The 23,830-nt window shown below is 60.0% G+C and carries 19 protein-coding genes and 2 pseudogenes; 6 read left to right on the top strand and 15 right to left on the bottom strand.

The annotated features are described in order from the left end of the window. Window positions 1–28: 28 nt before the first annotated feature. Both LJ360_RS09030 and aspS read right to left on the bottom strand, forming a co-directional pair. Window positions 29–778, bottom strand: coding sequence for a YebC/PmpR family DNA-binding transcriptional regulator (locus tag LJ360_RS09030; protein ID WP_264995884.1), 750 nt, complete (start codon window positions 776–778; stop codon window positions 29–31). 75 nt (window positions 779–853) lie between these two features. After that, a complete protein-coding gene (aspS, locus tag LJ360_RS09025) occupies window positions 854–2,653 on the bottom strand; it encodes an aspartate--tRNA ligase (RefSeq protein WP_264995883.1) in 1,800 nt (599 codons plus the stop codon). Between the two features lie 241 nt (window positions 2,654–2,894). Between aspS and fabR the strand changes: the two genes are divergently transcribed. Beyond that, window positions 2,895–3,524, top strand: a complete 630-nt coding sequence (gene fabR / locus LJ360_RS09020; protein ID WP_413774409.1) for an HTH-type transcriptional repressor FabR — start codon at window positions 2,895–2,897, stop codon at window positions 3,522–3,524. A 19-nt stretch (window positions 3,525–3,543) separates the two neighbouring features. On the opposite strand, the gene LJ360_RS09015 is transcribed toward fabR, so the two are convergent. From LJ360_RS09015 to guaB, 6 genes are read right to left on the bottom strand one after another with little or no spacing between them, the layout of a single operon-like run. Next, complete coding sequence (locus tag LJ360_RS09015) at window positions 3,544–4,026, bottom strand: HIT domain-containing protein (RefSeq protein ID WP_264995882.1); 483 nt, start codon at window positions 4,024–4,026, stop codon at window positions 3,544–3,546. After that, on the bottom strand, window positions 3,971–5,314 hold the full coding sequence (locus tag LJ360_RS09010; protein ID WP_091853824.1) for a UDP-glucose dehydrogenase family protein: 1,344 nt from the start codon (window positions 5,312–5,314) through the stop codon (window positions 3,971–3,973). Before LJ360_RS09010 ends, LJ360_RS09015 begins: the two co-directional genes overlap by 56 nt. After that, entirely contained in the window at window positions 5,311–6,372 is a 1,062-nt protein-coding gene (gene galE / locus LJ360_RS09005) for a UDP-glucose 4-epimerase GalE (protein WP_264995881.1), read from the bottom strand. Before galE ends, LJ360_RS09010 begins: the two co-directional genes overlap by 4 nt. A gap of 27 nt (window positions 6,373–6,399) precedes the next feature. Beyond that, a complete protein-coding gene (gene tadA, locus LJ360_RS09000) occupies window positions 6,400–6,891 on the bottom strand; it encodes a tRNA adenosine(34) deaminase TadA (protein WP_264995880.1) in 492 nt (163 codons plus the stop codon). 14 nt (window positions 6,892–6,905) lie between these two features. Continuing rightward, on the bottom strand, window positions 6,906–8,483 hold the full coding sequence (gene guaA, locus LJ360_RS08995; protein ID WP_091853614.1) for a glutamine-hydrolyzing GMP synthase: 1,578 nt from the start codon (window positions 8,481–8,483) through the stop codon (window positions 6,906–6,908). 57 nt (window positions 8,484–8,540) lie between these two features. Then, the gene (gene guaB, locus LJ360_RS08990; RefSeq protein ID WP_264995879.1) at window positions 8,541–10,004 is read right to left on the bottom strand and encodes an IMP dehydrogenase; all 1,464 of its coding nucleotides are present in this window, start codon (window positions 10,002–10,004) and stop codon (window positions 8,541–8,543) included. 259 nt (window positions 10,005–10,263) lie between these two features. Between guaB and xseA the strand changes: the two genes are divergently transcribed. The 3 genes and pseudogenes from xseA to LJ360_RS08975 all read left to right on the top strand — a co-directional run bounded on the left by xseA (window position 10,264) and on the right by LJ360_RS08975 (window position 14,161). Next, window positions 10,264–11,640 (top strand): exodeoxyribonuclease VII large subunit, encoded by a 1,377-nt coding sequence (xseA, locus tag LJ360_RS08985; protein WP_264995878.1) that lies wholly within the window; start codon window positions 10,264–10,266, stop codon window positions 11,638–11,640. Window positions 11,641–11,742: 102 nt separating this feature from the next. Then, a pseudogene (locus LJ360_RS08980) lies at window positions 11,743–13,616 on the top strand (propionyl-CoA synthetase). A 335-nt stretch (window positions 13,617–13,951) separates the two neighbouring features. Next, the gene (locus LJ360_RS08975; protein WP_091853604.1) at window positions 13,952–14,161 is read left to right on the top strand and encodes a cold-shock protein; all 210 of its coding nucleotides are present in this window, start codon (window positions 13,952–13,954) and stop codon (window positions 14,159–14,161) included. A gap of 122 nt (window positions 14,162–14,283) precedes the next feature. Here LJ360_RS08975 and leuA read toward each other — a convergent pair whose 3' ends face one another. After that, a complete protein-coding gene (leuA, locus tag LJ360_RS08970; RefSeq protein WP_091853602.1) occupies window positions 14,284–15,957 on the bottom strand; it encodes a 2-isopropylmalate synthase in 1,674 nt (557 codons plus the stop codon). Between the two features lie 145 nt (window positions 15,958–16,102). On the opposite strand from leuA, the gene LJ360_RS08965 reads away from it, so the two are divergent. Together LJ360_RS08965 and LJ360_RS08960 are read left to right on the top strand one after the other, a co-directional pair. Then, complete coding sequence (locus LJ360_RS08965; protein ID WP_091853600.1) at window positions 16,103–16,609, top strand: Lrp/AsnC family transcriptional regulator; 507 nt, start codon at window positions 16,103–16,105, stop codon at window positions 16,607–16,609. Window positions 16,610–16,685: 76 nt separating this feature from the next. Continuing rightward, window positions 16,686–18,419, top strand: a complete 1,734-nt coding sequence (locus LJ360_RS08960; protein ID WP_264995877.1) for a proline--tRNA ligase — start codon at window positions 16,686–16,688, stop codon at window positions 18,417–18,419. 66 nt (window positions 18,420–18,485) lie between these two features. On the opposite strand, the gene murB is transcribed toward LJ360_RS08960, so the two are convergent. The 6 genes and pseudogenes from murB to msbA all read right to left on the bottom strand — a co-directional run bounded on the left by murB (window position 18,486) and on the right by msbA (window position 23,772). Further along, window positions 18,486–19,529: a UDP-N-acetylmuramate dehydrogenase gene (murB, locus tag LJ360_RS08955; protein ID WP_264995876.1), complete on the bottom strand. Its 1,044-nt coding sequence runs from the start codon at window positions 19,527–19,529 to the stop codon at window positions 18,486–18,488. Continuing rightward, window positions 19,529–20,011 carry a low molecular weight protein-tyrosine-phosphatase gene (locus tag LJ360_RS08950; protein ID WP_264995875.1) on the bottom strand — a complete coding sequence of 161 codons (483 nt, stop codon included), beginning with the start codon at window positions 20,009–20,011 and terminating at the stop codon, window positions 19,529–19,531. The genes murB and LJ360_RS08950 overlap by 1 nt, the downstream gene beginning before the upstream one ends. A gap of 14 nt (window positions 20,012–20,025) precedes the next feature. Next, window positions 20,026–20,795: pseudogene (kdsB, locus tag LJ360_RS08945) on the bottom strand (3-deoxy-manno-octulosonate cytidylyltransferase). A 4-nt stretch (window positions 20,796–20,799) separates the two neighbouring features. Further along, window positions 20,800–20,994 (bottom strand): Trm112 family protein, encoded by a 195-nt coding sequence (locus LJ360_RS08940; protein WP_264995874.1) that lies wholly within the window; start codon window positions 20,992–20,994, stop codon window positions 20,800–20,802. A gap of 1 nt (window position 20,995) precedes the next feature. Then, window positions 20,996–22,027: a tetraacyldisaccharide 4'-kinase gene (gene lpxK, locus LJ360_RS08935; RefSeq protein WP_264995873.1), complete on the bottom strand. Its 1,032-nt coding sequence runs from the start codon at window positions 22,025–22,027 to the stop codon at window positions 20,996–20,998. Beyond that, a complete protein-coding gene (gene msbA / locus LJ360_RS08930) occupies window positions 22,024–23,772 on the bottom strand; it encodes a lipid A export permease/ATP-binding protein MsbA (protein WP_264995872.1) in 1,749 nt (582 codons plus the stop codon). Before msbA ends, lpxK begins: the two co-directional genes overlap by 4 nt. Window positions 23,773–23,830: the final 58 nt, after the last annotated feature.

Raw genomic sequence — 23,830 nt, 5'->3', positions numbered from 1 at the left:
GTATCAACTGAACAGGCTTGCTGCAGGTTCAGCCGTGGAGTTCCTGCAACACCTCATCGGAGAACTCGGCATTGGACCAGACGTTTTGCACGTCATCCAGGTCTTCCAGCAGGTCAATCAGCTTGAGGTTGGATTCGGTGCCATCCCGGTCCAGTTCCACCGTGGTACTCGGCACCATGGTGACTTCGGCATTGTCCGGCTCAAGTCCCGCTTCCACCAGGGCTTCTTTTACATCCAGGTAGTTTTCCGGTGTAGTTCGCACCTCGAAGGAGCCGTCGCCCTGCTCGACGATGTCCTCCGCACCGGCCTCCAGCGCCACTTCCATCAACTGCTCTTCACTGGTGCCCGGAGCGTAGCTGAGGATGCCCAGCTTGCTGAACAGGAAGGCCACCGAGCCATCGGTACCCAGATTACCACCAAACTTGTTGAACGCGTGGCGAACCTCTGCCACGGTGCGGTTGCGATTATCGGTCATGGCCTCCACGTAGATGGCGACGCCACCAGGGCCATAACCTTCATACGTGAGCTCTTCGTAGTTATCGTCATCCGCTCCACCTGCACCCCGCTCAATGGCGCGCTCGATGGTGTCTTTCTTCATATTGGCCGTCAGGGCCTTGTCCATCACCGCCCGCAGACGGGGGTTGTCGTTCGGATCCGGGCCGCCCTGCTTTGCAGCTACCACCAGTTCACGGATGATCTTGGTGAAGATCTTGCCACGCTTGGCATCCTGGGCCGCCTTGCGGTGTTTGATGTTGGCCCATTTACTATGCCCGGCCATAAACCACTCCTGTCTTTCCTGTTGGCCTATGATTTCGGAGTTGCCCCGGCAACTGTGGCCGGGGCTGAAACAAACTTACCCTTCGGAACCGTCACCTTTTTCGGCTGCCTTTGCTGCCGGCTTGCGCAGTCGGATATGCAGTTCACGCAGCTGCTTCTCGTCAACCTCCCCCGGCGCCTGGGTCATCAGACAGGTGGCGCTCTGGGTTTTCGGGAAGGCAATAACGTCGCGGATAGAGCTCGCGCCGGTCATCAGCATCACCAGCCGGTCAAGGCCAAATGCCAGGCCGCCGTGGGGCGGGCACCCGAACTTGAGGGCATCGAGCAGGAAGCCGAACTTGGCGCGCGCCTCTTCCTCATCAATACCCAGCACGCGGAACACCCCCTGCTGGGTCTTTTCGTCATGGATACGGATGGAACCACCGCCCAGCTCGGTACCGTTCAGAACCATGTCGTAGGCCCGTGACAACGCGTTGACGGGGTCGGCTGCCAGCTCTTCCGGCGTGCAACTGGGCGCCGTGAACGGATGGTGGATGGCGGTCAGGCGGCCGTCATCGGTTTCCTCGAACATGGGGAAGTCCACCACCCAAAGCGGCGCCCACTCGCTGGTGAGCATATCCATGTCATGGCCTACCCGGATCCGCAGCGCACCCAGCGCTTCGTTTACCACAGTCGCCGTGTCTGCGCCGAAGAAGACGATATCGCCGTCCTGTGCGCCGGTACGTTCCATCACGGACATGGCGGTTTCGTCACCCAGGAACTTGACGATAGGTGACTGTAGCCCTTCCACACCCTTGGCCAGCTCATTGACCTTGATGTAGGCAAGCCCCTTGGCGCCGTAGATACCAACAAATTTCGTGTAATCGTCGATCTGCTTGCGGGTCAGGGTGCCGCCGCCGGGAACCCGCAGTGCGGCCACACGGCCCTTCGGGTCTTTCGCCGGACCGGAGAACACCTTGAAGTCCACGCTTTCCACCAGGTCACCCACATCCACCAGCTCCAGCGGGATACGCAGGTCCGGCTTGTCGGAACCAAAGCGCTGCATGGCTTCAGAGTATGGCATGCGCGGAAATTCCGGCAGTTCCACGTCCAGCACATCCTTGAACAGGTTGCGGGTCATCGACTCCGTCAGTTGCATCAGGTCTTCCTCGTTAACGAAGGAAGCCTCGATATCCACCTGGGTGAATTCCGGCTGGCGGTCAGCGCGCAGGTCCTCATCCCGAAAACACTTGGCAATCTGGTAGTAGCGATCCACGCCAGACACCATCAGCAGCTGCTTGAACAGCTGGGGCGACTGGGGCAGCGCAAAGAAGGAGCCCTCATGGGTACGGCTTGGCACCAGGTAGTCACGAGCGCCTTCCGGTGTGGCGCGGGTCAGGATCGGGGTCTCCACGTCCATGAAACCGTTGCCGTCCAGGAAGTTGCGCAGGTAGCTGGTCACCCGGGAACGGAACCGCAGGCGATTAAGCATCTCCGGACGACGCAGGTCCACAAAGCGATAGCGCAGACGCACATCCTCGCCAACATCGACGTGTTCATCGAGGGGGAACGGCGGTGTGGCTGCGGCATTCAGAATGGTCAGCTCGCGACCCAGCACTTCCACCTGCCCGGTCGGCATGTTGGCATTCTCGGTGCCCGCCGGACGACGACGTACCCGGCCGGTCACCTGGATGACGAACTCGCTGCGCACCTTTTCGGCCTTGGCGAAGCTTTCCTCGGTGTCCGGGTCAAACACCACCTGGGCCATGCCGTCACGGTCGCGAAGATCCAGGAAGATAACCCCTCCGTGGTCCCGTCGACGGTGGACCCAGCCGCAGAGTGTAACGTCCTGATCGATGTTTGATTCGTTGATTCCACCGCAATAATGACTGCGCATACCCGTTCCCATAGCTGTCGTGACAAGTGTGAATTCCGGATTGGCCACCGCTCAAACCACGGCTGACCCGGAGGTCATTGGCAGACCTCCCGAAAAAGCGGGTCATTATAAACACAATCGCGCATAAAATCAGGGCCTGGAAGGAATATCGCAGGCCCGGCCTGCGGGCCCGTTCCGGCCTACCATCCGGCGACACCTCTGACTACAATGACACGCTTTGAACCATGTACAAGGACTATCCGTGGCAGCCCGCGCCGAGCAGAAACTCCGTACCCGCCGTGCCCTCATGGATGCGGCCCTGTCGCAACTCAGCGCCGACCGCGGCTTTGGCAGTCTCAGCCTGCGAGAGGTTGCACGGGAAGCCGGCATTGCACCCACGTCCTTCTATCGCCACTTTGCCGACCTGGACGAACTCGGCCTCGCGCTGGTGGACGAAGGTGGCGTAGCTCTGCGGCAACTGATGCGCCAGGCCCGCAAGCGGATTGCCCGTAATGGCAGCGCCATCAGTACGTCGGTGGACACCTTCCTGGAATACCTCGGTAACAACGCTAACCTGTTTCGCCTGATGCTGCGGGAACGCACGGGCGTCTCCAAACAATTCAGGACAGCGGTGAAGGCCGAGATTGATCACTTTGTCACGGAACTGGCGGACGACCTGGACCGGTTTGGCGAGGAACGGGGAAAGCCACTATACAGCCCACGCACGGTCGCAGAGGCCATGGTGACGCTGGTGTTCAATCAGGGAGCAGAGGCGCTGGACGGCACGCGGCCGGAAAGGGAACGCCTGCGTCAGCGCCTGAAAATGGAACTCAGGATGGTGCTGCTGGGCTCCCAGGTGATGGCCAGGCACCAGAAAACAACCGAATTCTGAGAACTGGCCTCCAATTTCGTTAGCCAGCACCCAACGCCTGAAGTATGGGGGAAAGTCGCTTGCGAACGTCTGCCAGCTCCACCTCTGAATAAGGGACTGGCGCTTGCACCCCCCAGACAGGCCCGGGCCAGGCAGCATCTCCCTCATGGCGGACGATATGGTGCAGGTGCAGTTGAGGCACCATATTGCCCAGTGCGGCAATATTGAGTTTGTCCCCGCTGAAGACCTCCATCAGGCCCTTCCCCAACACAGAGCTTTCCCGCAACAGTTGCTGCTGATCACCTTCGGACAACTCATGGATTTCCCGGATGCCCGGGCGCCTGGGCACCAGCAGTATCCAGGGCCAGGTCCGGTCATTCATCAACCGGACCTCGCAGAGCGCACTGCGACCGAGAGCGATGGTATCAGCCTCCAGACGCGGGTGAAGCTCGAACGCATTGAGTACCTCAGTCCATCCGGAACTGGTTGCGGCCGCGACCAATGGCGTAATAGACCAGGCCATGACGATCCAGCATCTGGGGCTCGTACATATTACGCCCGTCGATGACCACCGGCTCCTTCAGTGCCTTGGCGATGCCCTCGAAGTCCGGGGACCGGAATTCCTTCCATTCCGTGCAGATCACCAAGGCATCTGCGCCGCGCAGGGCCTGCTCCTTGGTGCCGCAGAGTTGCAGGTCATCCCGGTCACCGTAAATGCGCTGGGTCTCTTCCATAGCCTCAGGATCGAAGGCCTGGACCCTCGCACCAGCCTGCCACAGGGATTCCATCAGGGTCCTTGAAGGGGCCTCGCGCATATCGTCGGTATTTGGCTTGAATGACAAACCCCAGACCGCAATGGTCTTGTTGGCCAGGTCACCCTGAAAGTAATGGCTGACCTTGTCGAACAGCACATGCTTCTGGGCGTAGTTGACGGTTTCCACCGCGTTCAGCAGCGTTGACTCGTAGCCACAACCATTGGCGGTGCGCGCCAGTGCCTGAACATCCTTGGGGAAACAGGAGCCGCCATAACCACATCCCGGATAGATGAAGTGGTAGCCAATGCGCGGGTCGGAACCGATGCCCCGGCGTACGTTCTCGATATCCGCACCGAGGCGCTCTGCCAGGTTGGCAATCTCGTTCATGAAGCTGATCTTGGTGGCCAGCATGGCGTTCGCCGCATACTTGGTGAGCTCAGCGGACCGGATATCCATGAAGATCATGCGATCATGGTTTCGGTTGAACGGGTAATAGACCTCCCGCAGTACTTCTTCGGCCCGGTCACTGCTGGTACCAACGATAATCCGGTCAGGCTTCATGAAGTCATTGACCGCAGCGCCTTCCTTCAGGAATTCCGGGTTGGAGACCACGTCGAAGTCCAGCTCGAGGTTACGGTGGTCAAGCTCAAGCCGAACGGCATCGCGTACCTTGTCTGCGGTTCCCACAGGCACGGTGGACTTGTCCACCACCACCTTGTAGTCGTCCATGTGCTTACCAATGGACCTGGCCACAGCCAGAACATACTGCAGGTCTGCGGAACCGTCTTCGTCCGGCGGCGTGCCGACCGCAATAAACTGCAGCAGGCCGTGGGCGACCGCCTCGGCGGTATCTGTAGTGAACTTCAGGCGCCCGGCGTCAGCGTTGTGGCGCACGATAGGCTCCAGGCCTGGCTCATAGATGGGAATCTGGCCGTTCTTGAGTCGCTCGATCTTTCCCTGATCCACGTCCATGCACAGCACGTCATGGCCTGAGTCTGCGAGGCAGGCTCCGGTAACAAGCCCGACATAGCCCGTGCCAAAAATCGTAATCTTCATGCTTTCATTCCCTGCTGTTGAATCAAGTTGGAAATCACCTCCAGAAGATACTGCAACTTATTGGTTTTTATTATTTTCTTTTTTAATCGTTGCCACTTCTTCTCCCAGTCCAGCGCCGTCTGGACGATGGTGTCCAGGTCGTCGTAGTCCGGTTTCCAGCCCAGCGTTTCGGTAATTCGTTGGTTATCTGCCATCAATGCAGCAGGATCGCCTGCCCGGCGTCCCGTTTCTTGCACCGGGAAGTCTTCACCTGAACGGGCCTTCACCACATCGATGACTTCCCGCACGGTGAAGCCGCGACCGTAGCCACAGTTGAGTACCTGTGACTGGCCTCCATTGGCCATGTAATCCAGCGCCATCACGTGGGCCTTGGCAAGGTCTTCCACGTGGATGTAATCACGGATACAGGTGCCGTCCCGGGTATCATAGTCGGTGCCGAAAATACTCATACCTTCCCGGGCACCGGTCACGCACTCGCAGGCCACCTTGATCAGGTGCGTAGCCTCCGGTGTGGCCTGCCCCAGAAGCCCTTCAGGATTCGCACCAGCCACGTTGAAATAGCGCAGGATGACGTAGTTCAGGGGCGAGGCAGCGGCCAGGTCCATGATCATGCGCTCACTCATCATCTTGGACGCCCCATAGGGGTTGATGGGAGCCAGGGGCAGGTCTTCCGTGAGTACGGTCTGCTCTGGCATACCATAGACGGCGGCGGTCGACGAAAACACCATGTAGGGCACACCATGTTGCTCGATGGCCTTGAGCAGGTTCAGCGTGTTGCGGGTGTTATTGCTGTAATACTTGAGGGGGTTGGCGACGGACTCCGGCACCACGATATTGGCCGCAAAGTGCAGCACCGCATCGAAGGTGTGGGCGCTGAACAGCGACTCGATGGCTGATGCGTCCGCCAGGTCGCCCACCACCAGTTCGCCAGCCGTGACGGCCCAGGCATAGCCGGTGGAGAGGTTATCGAAGACGACGATATCATGCCCGGCTCGCCCCAACTGGCGCACCACATGACTTCCGATATAGCCGGCGCCGCCGGTCACCAGTACTTTCATGGTTTCGTTCCGTTTCGTCCCTGACTCTCAGGCTTCCGGTGATTGACGGGCCCGCCGCTTCTGTTCACGACGGGCCGCAAAGAAATCGCTGAGCAACTGCCCGCTCTGTCCCGCCAGTACACCCCCGGTCACAGCAACATCCCAGTTGAAATGAGGCTCATCCAGGGTTGCCCTGATCGATTGTACGGCGCCACCCTTGGGCTCAACTGCGCCATACACAATGCGGGATACACGGCTATGAACGGTCGCCCCGACACACATGGTACAGGGTTCGAGTGTTACGTAAAGCGTGGCGCCAACCAGCCGGTAGTTCCCCACCCTGGCCGCAGCATCTCGCAGCGCGCGGATCTCTGCATGGGCCGTAGGGTCACAGGCCGATATCGGGGCATTATAACCGGAACCGATTTCACGCCCATCCAGTACGACAACCGCACCAACCGGGACCTCACCCTGACTGGCTGCATGGCGGGCCAACTCCAGGGCCCGCTGCATCCACCGCTCGTCCGCACTACTCTCCATGGAACCGACCGCTGTTATTCCCACTCAATGGTCGCGGGGGGCTTGGAGGAGATGTCGTAGGTCACCCGGGACACACCGGTGATCTCATTGATAATGCGGTTGGATACCGTCTCCAGCAACTCGTAGGGCAGGCGTGCCCAACGCGCAGTCATGAAATCAATGGTTTCCACGGCCCTCAGGGCTATCACGTATTCGTAGCGGCGCTGGTCGCCGACCACACCCACAGACTTCACCGGCAGGAATACCGCAAACGCCTGGCTGGTCTTGTGGTAAAGGTCTGCCCGGTGCAGCTCCTCCAGGAAGATGGCGTCAGCACGACGGAGAATCTCCGCGTATTCCTTCCTGACCTCACCGAGGATACGCACACCCAGACCCGGTCCCGGGAAGGGATGACGGTAGACCATATCGTAGGGCAGGCCCAATTCCAGGCCAATTCGGCGCACCTCATCCTTGAACAGCTCCCGCAGTGGCTCCACCAGCTTGAGCTTCATGGTCTCGGGAAGTCCGCCAACATTATGGTGGGACTTTATGACATGGGCCTTACCGGTCTTGGACGCAGCCGATTCGATCACGTCAGGATAGATGGTGCCCTGGGCAAGCCAGTTAACATCGGTAATCTCGGCGGCGTGTTCATCGAACACCTCGATAAAGGTATTACCAATGATCTTCCGCTTTTCCTCCGGGTCCTGGACACCCTTGAGGCGCCCCAGGAAAAGGTCTTCGGAATCGGCGCGGATGACCTTTACGCCCATGTTGCGGGCAAACATATCCATCACCTGGTCGCCCTCGTGGAGGCGTAACAGACCGTTATCCACGAACACACAGGTCAGCTGGTCACCAATTGCCCGGTGCAACAGGGCCGCGGTTACCGACGAATCGACACCGCCGGAAAGACCCAGCAGTACCTTCTCGCTACCAACCTGCTCGCGGATCTGGCGAACAGCGTCGTCCACAATGCGGGCCGGGGTCCACAGTGCCTCGCAGTGGCAGATATCCTTCACGAAGTGCTCGAGGATACGCTGCCCCTGCAGGGTATGGGTGACCTCGGGATGGAACTGGACGCCATAGAGGCCACGACGGGTATCCTGCATGGCGGCGATTGGCGCGCTCTCGGTGGATGCCAGCAGCTCGAAGCCCTCCGGCAGTGCAACCACCTTGTCACCATGGCTCATCCAGACATCAAGCAGGGATTCCCCCTGAGCCGTCAGGTGATCCTTGATATCCCGTAACAGCGGGCCTTCCGCGCGAACCTTGACCTGGGCGTAGCCGAACTCCCGCTTATCGGAACTGGCCACTCGGCCGCCAAGCTGCTCAGCCATGGTCTGCATGCCGTAGCAGATGCCCAGTACCGGGATGCCACGTTCGAACAGTCCTTCCGGCGCCCGGGGGCCTCCCAGCTGGGTGACGGATTCAGGACCACCGGCGAGGATGACGCCCTTGGGACGGAACGCCTCGATCTCGTCCGCGGTGAGATCAAAGGGCCTGATCTCGCAGTAAACTCCGATTTCCCGTACCCGGCGGGCAATAAGCTGGGTGTACTGGGAACCGAAATCGAGAATCAGGATGCGGTGGTCATGAATGTTCTGGGACATGGATTCCTCAACATGAAATAAGAAACGGCCCGGAGTCGGGCCGTGTATCGGGATGGCTCAGCCGATGCGATAGTTCGGAGCTTCCTTGGTGATGGTCACATCGTGAACGTGACTCTCACGCATACCCGCGTTGGTGATTCGGACAAACTGGGGCCTGGTGCGCATGGTTTCCATGTCGGCGCTGCCGGTATACCCCATGGAAGCACGCACACCGCCCATCAGCTGATGGACAATATTACGCATCGGTCCCTTGCAGGCCACCCGACCTTCGATGCCTTCGGGCACCAGTTTTTCAACGCCTTCGCTGGCATCCTGGAAGTAACGGTCGCTGGAACCCTGCCCCATGGCCCCGAGGGAACCCATGCCACGATAGGCCTTGTAGCTACGACCCTGGAACAGCTCCACCTCACCCGGGGACTCATCGGTACCTGCCAGCAGGCTGCCCACCATGACGCTGTAGGCACCGGCAGCAATGGCCTTGGCGATATCCCCGGAGAACCGGATACCACCGTCAGCAATCAGGGGTACACCGCGGTCCTTCAGGGCCTCCGCCACATTGGATACCGCGGTAATCTGCGGAACACCGATACCCGCCACGATCCGAGTGGTACAGATGGAGCCCGGACCAATGCCCACCTTGACGGCATCAGCACCGGCATCCGCCAGCGCAATGGCCGCCTCGGCGGTTGCAATATTGCCACCGATAACGTCTACCTGCGGAAAGTTCTGCTTGATCCAGCGAACCCGCTCGATAACGCCAGCCGAATGGCCGTGTGCGGTGTCCACAACGATCACATCAACACCCGCTTCCACCAGGGCTGCAACACGTGCTTCGGTGTCGCCCCCGGTGCCCACGGCCGCGCCAACCCGCAGGCGACCCTGCTCATCCTTGCAGGCCAGGGGATAGTCCTTCGCCTTCTGGATGTCCTTTACGGTAATCAGGCCACGCAGTTCGAAATCGTCATTGACCACCAGAACCTTCTCGATGCGATGGCGATGCAGCAGCTCCTTGACCTCGTCCAGGTCGGCACCCTCGCGCACGGTTACCAGCTTGTCCTTGGGAGTCATAATGTCCGCCACACGGGTGTCCATGCGGCTTTCGAAACGAATATCGCGGCCGGTTACGATACCTACCAGGTCCCTGCCATCCACGACGGGCAGGCCGGAAATACTGTTGGCCATGGTAATGTCTACCAGCTCACGGACCGTGGTGGCCGGGGATACCGTGATGGGGTCCTTGACCACGCCACTTTCGAACTTCTTGACTTTGCGGACCGCAGCAGCCTGCTGCTCAACGCCCATGCTCTTGTGCATGATGCCGATGCCACCTTCCTGGGCCATGGCAATAGCCAGTTCGGATTCGGTAACGGTATCCATGGCAGCTGAAACCAGCGGAATGTTGAGGGTAATGCCCTTGGTCAACCGGGTTTGCAGATCGACGTGCTTGGGCAGCACTTCGGAATATCCCGGCATCAGGAGAACGTCGTCAAACGTGAGGGCTTCTTCGGCTATACGCAACATTGGGACCCGCCTTTGAGAAAGAACATGTGGAGGCCCGGCACCGCCGTTTTAAGGCGCTGTCTCAGCGCGTAACGGAACCGGTCACCTTAATCGGACTATTATAAATGTCGCAGCCGCGACAGTAAACCGGGCCAGGACCACCTGGATGCTGCATCTTGCTGAATTTCCGTTGGTTTTGGGAAGGCTCGCTAGCGGAAAACCCGTATGGTGACAGAGAAGGTTCTGATAACATGGCGTTTTTTACTGTCCGGAGACCCAGATGTACCCAGATGACTCGCCCACCGTTCGCCCCCGCGCCCTGACGGTCTCCGAACTCAACCGGCAAGCCCGACACCTGCTTGAAAGCAGTTTCATGCAAGCCTGGGTGGAAGGTGAACTGTCCGGTCTTTCCAGGCCCTCCTCGGGCCACTGGTACTTCTCCCTCAAGGATCAGCGTGCCCAGGTACGGTGCGCCATGTTCCGTGGCTTTAACCAGCGGCTCAGACAGACACCGAAAGAGGGCGACCAGGTACGGATTCGCGGCAAGGTCAGCCTGTATGAGGCCCGGGGCGATTACCAGATCATTGTCGAGCACCTGGAACCGGCCGGCCTGGGGGCACTGCAGCAGGCGTTCGACGCCCTGAAAGCCCGACTCTACGCCGAGGGACTGTTTGCGGCCGAGCGCAAGAAGCCGCTTCCGGTCACGCCCCGACACATCGGCGTAGTCACCTCACCCACTGGCGCAGCGATCCATGACATATTGACCGTGCTGGGCCGCCGCTGCCCAGGTATTCCGGTCACTCTCTACCCCACGGCCGTACAGGGCCAGGCGGCGACGGCAGGCATCGTCGACGCCATCAACCGGGCCATTCGCCATAACCAGGCCGACGTACTGATCATCGGCCGGGGCGGCGGTTCCCTGGAAGACCTGTGGTGCTTTAACGAAGAGGCCGTTGCCCGCGCCATCGCAGCCTGCCCGATTCCCACCGTTAGCGCCGTCGGGCACGAAGTTGACGTCACCATCGCGGATTTCGTGGCCGACCTGCGCGCACCGACCCCATCAGCCGCAGCCGAAAAGATTTCACCGGACCAGTCCACCTGGATCAGTCGCCTGGACGAAACCCGCCACAGGCTCGTCCACGCAATGACCCGACAACTGCGCCAACAACAGACGGGCGTCAATCAGTTAACGTCCCGACTACGGGATCCACGGCGGCAACTACAGGAAAAAGCCCAGCGCCTGGACGACATGGAGTTGCGGTTCCGGCAGGCAATCAGCCAGCGCCTGGATAGCGAGCGAACCAGAAGTGACCACCTCCAGCAACGACTGCTGACCCACCGACCTACCCGGCGGATTGCTGAACACAGTCAACGCGTCGAATCAGTCCGCGAGCGCCTGCAGTCATCGCTGGGCCGGCAGCTGGAAACCCGCAGCCAGCGACTTGAATCCGCCGCCCGCACCCTTAACGCCGTCAGCCCCCTGGCCACCCTTGGGCGCGGCTACACCATCATCGCATCGGATAACCAGACCGTGGTCCGCGATCCGGCCACGCTGGCTCCGGGGGACCGGATAAGCGCCAGGCTGGCCAGGGGCACGCTGGAAGCTACTGTCGACTCGGTCCATCCTGGCGCCGATGGGACCGAAGTTGACAACTGATTAGCCTTTGGTCTACTTCCTCTGCGTGCCAGATGGCTTACAGTCAGGTTCTCAGGTATCAAAAAAACAACAACCCGACTCCAAGCTATGAGAGGTGGACCAATGGACTACCAATCGGAATTCCGTCGCTCCGTGGACCAGCCAGAGGAATTCTGGCGAGAAAAAGCCCGCGCGATCGACTGGATACGCCCCCCGGAAGAAATCTGGAAAGCCAGCGAGAATGGCCACGGCCAGTGGTTTCCCGATGGTCTGATCAACTCCAGTGATGTCGCCCTGGATGCCAATATTCGCGCCGGTCGCGGCGACCAGAAAGCACTGATCTATGACTCCCCCGTCACCGACACCCAACAGAGCTTTACCTACAACGAGCTGACCGACCAGGTGGCCCGTTTTGCCGGCGTACTCAAGGCACGCGGGGTGGGCCACGGGGACCGGGTGATTATTTACATGCCCATGGTGCCCCAGGCAGTGATCGCCATGCTCGCCTGCGCCCGGCTGGGGGCCATTCACTCGGTGGTGTTTGGTGGCTTTGCCGCCCACGAACTGGCAGTGAGGATCAGTGACGCCAAGCCAAAGGCCATTGTTACGGCCTCCTGTGGTATCGAAGTAGCCAAGGTTATTTCTTACAAACCACTGGTGGACCGCGCCATCGAGGAGGCTGACCACAAGCCGGAATTCTGCATTGTATTCCAGCGTCCCCAGGTGACTGCTGAACTTCAAGCCGGACGTGACGCGGACTGGGACCAGGAAATGGCGACCGCGACTCCGGCAGACCCCGTTCCTGTCGCCGCCACTGATCCGCTCTATATCCTGTATACCTCAGGTACCACCGGAAAGCCCAAAGGCGTGGTACGGGATAATGGCGGTCATGCCGTGGCGCTTCGCTACAGCATGGAACTGGTCTACGGCGCCGGCCCGGCGATGTATTCTGGGCCGCCTCGGACGTGGGCTGGGTGGTCGGTCACAGTTATATCGTGTATGCGCCTTTGTTCATGGGCTGCACTACCATCCTCTATGAAGGCAAACCGGTAAAGACACCCGACGCCGGCGCTTTCTGGCGGGTTTGCCAGGACCACAAGGTGAACTACCTTTTCACCGCACCCACTGCTTTCCGCGCCGTCCGCAAGGAGGACCCGGAAGCCGACCTGATGGCGAAGTACGACATCAGTGCCCTGAAGCGCCTCTTTCTGGCCGGCGAACGCCTCGACCCGTCCACCTACGAATGGCTCAAGGAACATACCAGCCTTCCGGTGCTGGATCACTGGTGGCAGACGGAAACCGGCTGGGCCATCTGCTGTAACCCGGTAGGCATTGAGGAAATGCGCACCAAGCCCGGTTCAGCGACCGTTCCCGCCCCTGGTTTCAATGTGCAGGTGGTTAGCCTCGACGGTCGCCCCATGCCCGCGGGCGAGCAGGGTCAGGTGGCCGTAAAACTGCCCCTTCCACCTGGGTGCCTTTCTACGGTGTGGGGCGACGACGCCCGCTTTCGCAAGACCTATCTCGACCCCATTCCCGGCTTCTACAGCTCCGGAGACGGTGGTTTCATTGATGAGGATGGCTATGTGTTCATCATGGGGCGCACCGATGACGTGATTAACGTTGCCGGACACCGGCTCTCCACCGGCGAGATGGAAGAAGTGGTTGCCTCTCACCCTGCAGTGGCCGAATGCTGCGTGGTGGGTGCCCGCGATGAAATGAAGGGGCAGATTCCGGTGGGCCTGGTGCTACTGAAAGACGGCGCCACCATCGACCCGGACGAGCTGGAAGAAGAGCTGGTGGAAATGGTCAGGGACCGTATCGGCGCCATTGCCTGCTTCCGCCGGGCCATGGTGGTGGACCGCCTGCCCAAGACCCGGTCCGGAAAAATCCTGCGCCGCGTTATCCGTCAAATTGCGGACGGTGAGCAATGGTCTGTGCCGTCGACCATCGATGACCCCGCCATTCTCGAGGAAATCGACCAGAAGTTTCGCAACTGACCCCTTCACCGGGCCGTCCAAACAGAGCGAAAGCGAACTGATTTCGTTGAAAAAAGGGGGCGTCAGAGCCGTTTGAAAAAACCTTTGACGCCCCCGGAACTCGGTCTATACTGAAATTGCTGTGGAAAGACAGCGGTATTAAGTGAAAGTGTTACAACGCTCTGCCTCTCAGACGTTCGGTCACTCCTTCCCTCAGTACAACTGCCCTATCCCCAGCAAAACTGTGTCGGTGCCTTCTGTAGTTCAGCTGTCATAGTAATGCGGTTATCTATGGAGCGCCGGCACTCAGGAAAGGTCCCGTGAGGGCACAACGTTCAGAAACACAGGAAAGATCAATGTCTGACACAAAAACAGGCCACGTAAAGTGGTTCAACGAGTCCAAGGGTTTCGGCTTCATCGCCCAGGACGGTGGCAGTGACGTATTCGTTCACTACAGCGCAATCAACGCAAGCGGGTTCCGTACCCTGGCTGAAGGCCAGCAGGTGCAGTTCACCGTAACCCAGGGCCCGAAAGGTCCCCAGGCGGAAAACGTAACCCCGGTTTGAGGTTATGGTTTCCGGCCATTGCCCCTCACGGGCTTTGGACAAAAGAAAAGCCGGCAGTTGCCGGCTTTTCTGTATCCGGGGACCTGAACTTCGTCCAGGTCCCGGGAACGTCCGGTCTGAAATCAGGCCGTTGCGGCGGCAACAGACTCCGGTGCACCGACGTGGTTACCCACCGCTGACAACAGCGCCTGCAAGGTGGCAGAGGTTGTGTCTTCCGCCAGGGCGGCGGAACTGCGGATCTCGCCATCCACCACAATACGGATGCAGGCCAGCGCATTGGCGTTGGTGCCTTCGCCCAGAGCAAACTCATCGTAGGCCTCGACTGCCAGGGTGATGCCATAGGTGTCCTGCAGTGCGGCAACGACCGCTTCCACCGCACCCAGGCCGTGCCCCTTCAGCTCAATGGCTGGCTGGCCAAACTTCACCGTAGCATTCACGCCTTCTTCATCACGGTGCAGGTCATAGGTGGTGAGACGCCATGCATTGTCCACCGCCAGGTAACGGTCCTCGAACAGCCGGTGGATGGTATGGGAGTCAATCTCGCCACCGTGAGTCTCCGCCTCTTTCTGGACACACTGACTGAACTCGATCTGCAACCAGCGCGGCAGGCTGATCTTGTAGTCCCGCTCCAGCACATGGGCAACACCGCCCTTACCGGACTGGCTGTTGATGCGCACCACTTCCTCATAGCGGCGCCCCAGATCCTTCGGATCAATTGGCAGGTAGGCTACGTTCCACTTGTCGCCTTCCTTGCGATAGGCCAGGCACTTGCGGATCGCATCCTGGTGGCTACCGGAGAAAGCGGTAAAGACCAGCTCACCCGCATACGGGTGGCGGGGGTGAGTGGAAATCTCGGTGCAGGCTTCCACCACATCCGTAATCTCGGCCATGTTGGACATATCCACCTTCGGATCTATGCCCTGGCTGTACAGGTTCATCGCCATGGTGACCAGGTCCATGTTACCGGTACGCTCACCATTACCCATCAGGGTACCTTCGACCCGGTCAGCACCGGCCATGACGGCCAGCTCGCCGGCAGCAACACCGCAGCCCCGGTCATTGTGGGTGTGCACGCTGATACTGACATGCTCACGACGCTGGATGTTGTCGCAGATCCACTCGATCTGGTCGGCGAATACATTCGGGGTGGCCATTTCCACGGTTGCCGGAAGATTGATAATTACCTTCTGGCCCTGGTCCGGGCGCCATACCTCGGTGACCGCGTCGATCACCTCGGCAGCATAGTCCAGTTCGGTACCGGTAAAGCTTTCCGGGGAATACTGGAAGGTCCAGTCCGTATCCGGGTAGCGGGCCGCAATTTCCTGCACCAGGCGGGCACCGTTGACAGCGATCTGCTTGATACCCTCACGGTCCATACCGAACACCTGCTCTCGCTGGACGGTGGAGGTGGAGTTGTAGACATGCACAATCGCCCGTTTGGCACCTTCCAGGGCCTGGTAGGTACGCTCGATCAGCTCGGGGCGGGCCTGGGTCAGTACCTGGATTCGAACGTCGTCCGGAATCCGGTTTTCTTCGATCAGTTTGCGGCAGAAGTCGAAATCCGGCTGGCTGGCCGCAGGAAAGCCGATTTCAATCTGCTTGAAGCCTACCTTGACCAGCAAATCGAACAGGCGCTGCTTCTGCGCAACCGTCATGGGCTTGACCAGGGCCTGGTTACCGTCACGCAGGTCTACCGCACACCAGTCTGGAGCCTTTTCGATAACCTTGTCCGGCCAGCGGCGGTCAGTTTTACGAACCGGCTGGAAGGGAATGTATTTGCTGTGATCGAAAGCCATGGTGTCTGCCCTTTTGCTAATTCGAGAGGTGTATCGCTATTTTTCTATAATAACGCAGATAACCGGGAATTTGATTGCTTTTTTGGTCAGCAATGGGACACTTAAGGCAACAATAATCTATTTTATCACCCAAGGGCGCCATATCATGCCAACAAGGTCCCGCGAAGTGCACAAACTGGATCGTACCGATCGTCGAATCCTCGAAGCCTTGCAGAGTGATGGTGCCCTCAATAACCAGCAGCTGGCCGAGGCGGTCGGACTCTCTCCCTCGCCGTGCCTGAGGCGGGTCCGGGCGCTGGAAGAAGCCGGCATTATCCTCGACCGGGTTACGGTGCTGGATCACAAGAAACTGGGCTTATCACTCACCGCCATCATCCTCATTGGCATGGACCGTCACACCCCGGAACGGTTCGAGGCCTTCGAGCAGCAGGTGGCCGATTATCCGGAGGTCCAGGAGTGCTACCTGATCACCGGCCAGGACGCAGACTACATGCTCAAGGTGGTCGTGCCGGATATGGACCATTACCACGAGTTCCTGCTCAATCAGATTACGCGGATACCCGGCGTCAGTGGCGTACATTCCAGCTTCGTGCTGAGACGCGTGATTGACTCCACGGCGCTGCCCCTGAAATATCTCGAGGCCGAGGGATAACCGGTTCATTTCTGGCTCAGGGCACGTACAATAACCCTTTCACAGTCACTTACATTCCTTCGTTACGGAAACCATAATGCGAGCGAGCCGTTATCTGATTGCCACCCTCAAGGAAAACCCCTCCGATGCCGAAATCATCAGCCATCAGCTGATGCTGCGTGCCGGCATGATCCGCAAGCTGGCGGCAGGCCTGTACACCTGGTTGCCACTGGGATTGCGGGTATTGCGAAAGGTGGAGCGCATCGTGCGGGAGGAAATGGACCGCAGCGGTGCCCAGGAAGTACTCATGCCGGCGGTGCAGCCCGCGGAGTTGTGGCAGGAGTCCGGCCGCTGGCAACAATACGGTGGTGAGCTACTGCGCCTGAAAGACCGGCACGACCGGGATTTCTGTTTCGGCCCTACCCACGAAGAGGTCATCACTGACCTTATCCGCAACGAATTGAAGAGCTACAAGGAACTGCCGGCAAATTTCTACCAGATCCAGACCAAGTTCCGGGACGAACGCCGCCCCCGCTTCGGCGTTATGCGTGCCCGTGAATTCCTGATGAAGGACGCCTACTCGTTCCATGTCAGTGGCGAGTCCCTGGATGAGACCTATGAGGTCATGCATCGCACCTACTGCGCCATCTTTGACCGCCTGGGCCTGGACTACCGTCCGGTGGTGGCGGACTCCGGCGCCATCGGTGGCAACGCCTCCCACGAGTTCCATGTACTGGCTTCCTCCGGCGAGGACGAAATCGCCTTCAGCACCGACAGCGACTACGCCGCCAATATTGAAAAGGCAGAAGCCCTGGCACCGGCCGGTGATCGTCCGGCTCCGTCTGAAACCATGACCGAGATTGCCACCCCCGGCCAAACCACCATCGCGGCCATCGCCGAGTTCCTGAAAGTGCCGGCTGAGAAGACCGTCAAGACCCTGCTGGTCAAGGCAGAAGCGCCCGAAGGTGAAGACGCAGGGCTGGTCGCGCTGATCCTGCGCGGCGACCACACGCTGAACGACATCAAGGCGGAAAACCTGGAAGGCGTGGCCGAGCCCCTGACCATGGCCACTGACGAGGAAATTCGGCAGGCCACCGGCTGTGCACCGGGATCCATTGGCCCGGTAAACCTGCCGGTACCGGTGATTGTTGACCGTGCAGCCGCGCACCTGTCGGACTTTGTCTGCGGCGCCAACAAGGAGGGTTACCACCTCACCGGCGTTAACTGGGAGCGGGACGTTTCCCTGGGCCGGGTGGAAGACCTCCGCAATGTCGTGGAAGGTGACCCCAGCCCGGATGGCAAAGGGACGCTCGAAATCCGTCGGGGTATCGAGGTAGGCCATATCTTCAAGCTGGGCAACAAATACAGCAAGGCCATGGGCGCCACCGTGCTGGATGAGCATGGCAAGAGCGCCGTGCTGGAGATGGGCTGCTACGGCATCGGGGTATCACGAATTGTGGCTGCTGCCATCGAGCAGAACCACGACGACCGGGGTATCATCTGGCCGGAGGCAATCGCACCCTTTGAAGTGGCTATCGTCACACTGAACGGCTACAAGTCACCAGCCGTACAGGAAGCCGGCGAGAAACTCTACGCCCAGCTTACCGAGGCCGGTTTTGATGTGCTCCTGGATGACAGGAACGAACGCCCGGGTGTGAAGTTTGCCGACCTGGAACTGATGGGCCTGCCCCACCGGGTGGTGGTTTCCGACCGGGGCCTGGGTGCTGGAACCCTGGAGTACAAGGGTCGACAGGACGCCGACAAACAGGACCTGCCAGTGGAAAACGTCCTGGACTTCCTGCTCGCGGCCTCGCCCCGCCACCGCTCGTAGAGCCCTCTCCTTGCAGCCGGCCTGACACCCCTTAATCCAGGCTGGCTGCGAGGACCCTGCCCTGAATCAGGCTGACAAGTCCTGTCCACAGGACTTTGGAACAACGCCGGGCTCCATTTCCAGCGACACGCCGTAACGCGCTAGCACATCGTCCCGGATGCGTCGGGCCAGTTCGAGTATTTCCTTGCCGCTTCCCCGGGAATGGTTCACCAGCACCAACGCCTGGCGGTGGTGTACGCCCACCGTCCGGTTGCGATACCCTTTCCAGCCGCACTGATCAATCAGCCAGGCGGCAGCGAGCTTGACGCCACTGTCCGTCGGGTAGGCCACGATATCCGGCCACTTACCCTTTAATGCTTCCCATTGTTCTGAAGTTACCACCGGGTTCTTGAAGAAGCTGCCAGCGTTCGGCAGTTGTTCCGGGTCTGGCAGTTTGCGCCGGCGAACGGCCATCACCGCCTCTGCTACTGCCAGGGGGGAGTCCGGGGATTCCCCGTCAAACCATTGGGCCAACTCGCCATACCCCAGCTCGAACGCACGGCTGCGACTCAGGCGCAGGCGGATTTCCAGGATCAGATACCGGTCGGGTTGCTGCTTGAACAAGCTGTCCCGATATCCGAAAAGGCAGTCATCCTTATCGAGGGTCACCGGCCCACCGGCTTGCCGGTCCCAGGCGAGCAGACTGACAAATGAGTCCGATAGCTCCACTCCATAGGCGCCAATGTTCTGAACCGGTGCTGCCCCGGCGGTACCGGGTATCAGTGCAAGGTTCTCGATACCACGATAGCCGGCTCCCGCTGCGTAGAGAACTGCCTGGTGCCAATTTTCCCCGGCGGCCAGCACCAGCGTCGCCTCATCTCCATTTACTGCCTCCCAGCGCTTGCCCCGCAGGGCCATATGCAGGACAAGTCCCGGGAAGTCGTCACAGAAGATCAGGTTGCTACCACCACCGACCACCTGTACCTGTAGTCCTTCCCGGCTGGCCCAGGACAGTGCCATGCCGGCATCTTCCGGGGTTTCAGCATTGACCAGGTAGTGGCCCGTGGCCGGGGTCGCCATGGTGCTTAGCGACTGAAGGTCAGCATTCTCAATCAGGTGACGGGGGCGCATCAGTCCAGGCGAGTCCGGATGTCGGCCAGCAGGCCTTCACTGGCCTGGTGAATCAGGTCCAGTACGTGGTCGAAACCATCATCACCGCCGTAGTAAGGATCCGGCACTTCGGTTACGGAGTTGTCGGGCAGGTAATCCAGGAACAGACGGGGCTCTGTGCCGCCCTGCTGCGTCCACACATCCCGGATGTCCGCCAGGTTCTGACGATCCATGGTGAGGATATAGTGGAACGCCTCCAGGTCCACCGGGCGGAACTGGCGGGCGCGCAGGTGGCCAATATCGATACCTCGTTCAGCCGCAGCCTTGCGGGCACGCTCATCCGGCGCTGAGCCTACGTGCCAGTTGCCGGTTCCACAGGAGTCCACCTCCACGAGGTCCGCCAGTCCATGTTTTTCCAGGTGCTTGCGGAACACGCCCTCAGCAGTCGGTGACCGGCAGATATTGCCGAGGCACACGAACAATACCCGAATCGGGTCGCTCATTGGATTCTCCTTTGTCAGTGCTTTAACGCCAGGTATTGCCGGACCCGCTCGAGGTCTTCGCGGGTATCCACACCGGCCGGGGGGGGCTCTCTTGCCTCACTGACGTGGATACGTTCTCCCTGGTAGAGAGCCCGCAGCTGCTCAAGGCTCTCAGTGAGTTCCGTAGGGGCCGGCGGCCAGCTTACAAACCGATGCAGCAGGCTGGCCCGGTAGCCATAGATACCAATATGCCGCCAGGCCTGGTAGCCCTCAGGCAATTGCTCCGGCACCTTGTTCGCCTGCCAGTCAGCCCGGGACCAGGGCACCGGCGCCCGACTGAAATAATGGGCATAGCCGTCGTGGTCCCGCACAACTTTAACGACGTTTGGGTTAAACAGCTCTGCGGGTTCATGAATTCGTTCACACAGGGTCGAGATCGCCGCTTCACGGTATTCTTCGAGGGCATCCGCAACCTGGTTGATCAGGGCAGGCGGAATCAGGGGTTCATCGCCCTGGACATTCACTACCCTGGCATCGTCCGCAAGGCCGAGGCGGGCGACCACTTCCTGCAACCTGTCGGTACCACTGGCGTGGTCCCGGGAGGTCATCAATACTTCGGCGCCAAAGCCGTGGCATGCCTGCTCGATACGCTCGTCGTCTGTGGCCACCAGAACCCGGCCAGCCCGGCTCTTGCAGGCCTGTTCGTATACGTGGCGAATCATCGGCGCACCGCCAATATCCGCCAGCGGTTTCCGGGCAGCCGGGACGAGGCGAAGCGTGCGGGAATAACGACGGTAAAAGACACGCTGTCACCCAAGTGAACGGTCGACGCGTTCGTCGGCACTCAGGGTACGGGCCTCACTGGCCAACATCACCGGGATACCCTCGCGGATGGGGAAGGCCATGCCATCGGCATAGCACACCATCTCATTCCGCTCCCGGTCCAGTTTCAGGTCGCCTTTGCACACCGGACAGGCCAGCATGGCAATCAGTTTCTTGTCCATGTCATGTCTCTCGTAGTAGGGAAGCATCCAGGCCACGGGCGGCCAGTTTGAGGTCAAGGACCCGGTCTACTGCGGCACCGAACCCGGCTGGCAACTGGGGCGCCACATCCAGGACCCAGCAACGCTCGTTGGCGAAAGGCTGAATCTTGACAGCGTCCTTGGCTGTCATCAACACAAGGCGCTCATCGCCGGTGGCGATATCCTGTTCAGTATATCGGTGATGGTCCGGGAACGCGCGGCCCTCGACCTCGGCACCCAGATCCCTGAGCTGATCGAAGAAACGCCCTGGGTTGCCGATACCCGCCAGTGCCACACATGACTGCCCCTTCAGCCAGGGTCCGGCGGCTTTCGTGACTCCGGTCAGCAGGTGGCGCACCCCTGCAGGATGAAGCATCATGGCGTAGCGCCTGGGGTGTTCCGGCACGCGCTTTCCCGGAACACCATTGACGACCACCAGGTCAACATCCTGCAACCGCCCGACCGGTTCCCGCAAGGGACCAACTGGCAGGCTGGCACCGTTGCCGACACCCCGCGCCCCATCAAAGACAGAAATTTCAACGTCCCGGGCCAGGGCGTAGTGCTGGAGTCCATCGTCACAGAGCAAGAGGTTGCCAAGGCCCTGGTCGAGGGCCATGCGAGCCGAAGCCAGCCGTTGGGGGTGAACCACCACCGGGCAAGCAGTCTGGGCCGCCAGCATCACCGGTTCATCCCCCGCCTCGGCCGGGTTAGTGTCTGGTCCCACCAGCAAGGGGACATCGCCGGTGTGCTTGCCGCCGTATCCGCGGGACAGGATGACCGGTCGCCAGCCCTGCTCCCGGAAATGGGAAGCCAGCCAGGCCGTCAACGGCGACTTCCCGGTACCACCGACGGTGATATTACCCACCACTACTACCGGCACCGGCAGCGGTTCCGCCGAGCTCGTCAGCCGGTTACGACGCCAGCTGGCCACCGTCTGGTAAAGCCAGGAAAGTGGCCACAGCGGCCACAGGAGCGGCCTCCTTCCATACCACAACCGTTCGGTCAGATCCGTCATTCGCCTTCACTGAATTGCATCTGGTGAAGCTGGGCGTAGGCGCCGCCGGCCTCCAGCAATTGCCGGTGGTCGCCGTCTTCCACGATCTGGCCGGACTCCATGACCAGGATGCGGTCGGCCTTTTCGATGGTGGACAGCCGGTGGGCAATGACCAGGGTGGTGCGTCCTTCCATCACCACCTCCAGCGCTTCCTGGATATGGCGTTCGGATTCGGTGTCCAGCGCGGAGGTGGCCTCATCCAGGATCAGTATGGGCGCGTCTTTCAGCAGTGCCCGTGCAATTGCCAGGCGCTGTCGCTGGCCGCCCGAAAGCATGACGCCGTTGTCGCCCACCATGGTGTCGAGCCCCTCCGGCATCCTTTCAATAAATTCCATGGCGTGGGCCTTGCGGGCAGCTTCGACGATTTCTTCCCGGGAGCGGCCCCGCAACGAGCCATAGGCAATGTTGGCGGCAATGGAGTCATTGAACAGCACCACGTTCTGGGTGACCAGGGCGATCTGCGCTCGCAGTGCGCTCAGGCTGAATTCGGTGATCGGGCGACCATCGATAAGGATCCGGCCCTGATAATACTCATAGAACCTCGGCAGCAGACTCACCATGGTGGATTTGCCACTGCCCGACCGGCCAACCAGTGCCACGCTCTGACCCGCCGGGATGTTCAGGTTGATGTGATGAAGCACATCGTCCAGGTTGTCCTGGTAGCGGAAGCAAACATCGTCAAACCGGATCTCGCCCTGGACCCGTGCCGGCGCATACCCGCCATCATCTCGCTCCGGTTCCTCGTCCATCGTGCCAAAGACATCATGGGCGGCGGCAACGCCTTTCTGTATCTTGCTGTGTACGGAAGTAACCTGCCGGATGGGCTTGGCCATGGTGGCCGCCGCGGTAATAAAGGCGACCAGCTCACCGGTCGTCATGGTGCCGCGGATTTCAGGCGCCAGCATAACCCAGACCAGGGCGGCAATCGCGAAGGCCACAAGTACCTGCACAACCGGGGTAGCAATCGCCTGGGTGGATGCCATTTTCAGCCCCTGCTTCATGGTGCGGTCGGCGACGTCGGCAAAACGCTCTCGCTCGTACTCCTCACCGCCAAAGGTGCGCACAACCCGATAACCGGTTATGGACTCCGACGAGACATGGGTTACATCCCCCATGGAACTCTGGATACGCCGGCTGATCTTGCGGAAACGCTTGCTGGCATAACTCACTACAAGACCAATCAACGGGCCGATTGCCACGAACACCAGGGTAAGCTTCCAATTGGTGTAGACCATGAAAATCAGCAGGCCAACAATCGTCAGCCCTTCCCTGAGCAATATGGTAACGGCACTGGTAGTGGCATCGGCTACCTGCTCGACATTAAAGGTGAGCTTCGACACCAGACGGCCAGAGGCATGGTTGTCAAAATAGCGGGAGGGTAATGCCAGCAAACGATCAAAGACCTGTTTACGCAGGGCATTGACCACATGGCGACCGACGTAGGCAATGAAGTATTGCCCCATAAAGGTCCCCACACCCCGAAAGGCGAAGACGCCCACAATCAACCCGGTCAGCATTATGCGGTTCTGTGCGCTGGGGTTCTCGATAGCCTCGATCACGTACTCCATCGATGCAGCCATCCCCGTGGATGCAGCGGCATAGATGATATTGCCAACGACCGCCAGCGAAAACGCGATCCAGAATGGCTTGACGTACTTGAGCAGACGCCGGTAGGTCTGCCAGTTGGAAGCTTCAGCTTGGTTCATTGCCCTGCCAGGTGGTTGCCGGATTTGAGGAACCTCTGATCGGAACAGACCAGGGGTT

Origin of the sequence: Marinobacter sp. AN1 (assembly GCF_026013985.1) — a bacterium.
GTDB lineage: Bacteria > Pseudomonadota > Gammaproteobacteria > Pseudomonadales > Oleiphilaceae > Marinobacter > Marinobacter segnicrescens.
Note: the sequence above shows the minus strand (reverse complement) of the source record. Positions and strands in the feature narration are given on the sequence as shown.

Bases quoted from the DNA above. Each gene is read 5' to 3' on its own strand.
- LJ360_RS09030 (WP_264995884.1), bottom strand. From the start codon at position 778: ATGGCCGGGCATAGTAAATGGGCCAACATCAAACACCGCAAGGCGGCC.
- aspS (WP_264995883.1), bottom strand. From the start codon at position 2,653: ATGCGCAGTCATTATTGCGGTGGAATCAACGAATCAAACATCGATCAG.
- LJ360_RS09015 (WP_264995882.1), bottom strand. From the start codon at position 4,026: ATGGCCTGGTCTATTACGCCATTGGTCGCGGCCGCAACCAGTTCCGGA.
- LJ360_RS09010 (WP_091853824.1), bottom strand. From the start codon at position 5,314: ATGAAGATTACGATTTTTGGCACGGGCTATGTCGGGCTTGTTACCGGA.
- galE (WP_264995881.1), bottom strand. From the start codon at position 6,372: ATGAAAGTACTGGTGACCGGCGGCGCCGGCTATATCGGAAGTCATGTG.
- tadA (WP_264995880.1), bottom strand. From the start codon at position 6,891: ATGGAGAGTAGTGCGGACGAGCGGTGGATGCAGCGGGCCCTGGAGTTG.
- guaA (WP_091853614.1), bottom strand. From the start codon at position 8,483: ATGTCCCAGAACATTCATGACCACCGCATCCTGATTCTCGATTTCGGT.
- guaB (WP_264995879.1), bottom strand. From the start codon at position 10,004: ATGTTGCGTATAGCCGAAGAAGCCCTCACGTTTGACGACGTTCTCCTG.
- xseA (WP_264995878.1), top strand. From the start codon at position 10,264: ATGTACCCAGATGACTCGCCCACCGTTCGCCCCCGCGCCCTGACGGTC.
- LJ360_RS08975 (WP_091853604.1), top strand. From the start codon at position 13,952: ATGTCTGACACAAAAACAGGCCACGTAAAGTGGTTCAACGAGTCCAAG.
- leuA (WP_091853602.1), bottom strand. From the start codon at position 15,957: ATGGCTTTCGATCACAGCAAATACATTCCCTTCCAGCCGGTTCGTAAA.
- LJ360_RS08965 (WP_091853600.1), top strand. From the start codon at position 16,103: ATGCCAACAAGGTCCCGCGAAGTGCACAAACTGGATCGTACCGATCGT.
- LJ360_RS08960 (WP_264995877.1), top strand. From the start codon at position 16,686: ATGCGAGCGAGCCGTTATCTGATTGCCACCCTCAAGGAAAACCCCTCC.
- murB (WP_264995876.1), bottom strand. From the start codon at position 19,529: ATGCGCCCCCGTCACCTGATTGAGAATGCTGACCTTCAGTCGCTAAGC.
- LJ360_RS08950 (WP_264995875.1), bottom strand. From the start codon at position 20,011: ATGAGCGACCCGATTCGGGTATTGTTCGTGTGCCTCGGCAATATCTGC.
- LJ360_RS08940 (WP_264995874.1), bottom strand. From the start codon at position 20,994: ATGGACAAGAAACTGATTGCCATGCTGGCCTGTCCGGTGTGCAAAGGC.
- lpxK (WP_264995873.1), bottom strand. From the start codon at position 22,027: ATGACGGATCTGACCGAACGGTTGTGGTATGGAAGGAGGCCGCTCCTG.
- msbA (WP_264995872.1), bottom strand. From the start codon at position 23,772: ATGAACCAAGCTGAAGCTTCCAACTGGCAGACCTACCGGCGTCTGCTC.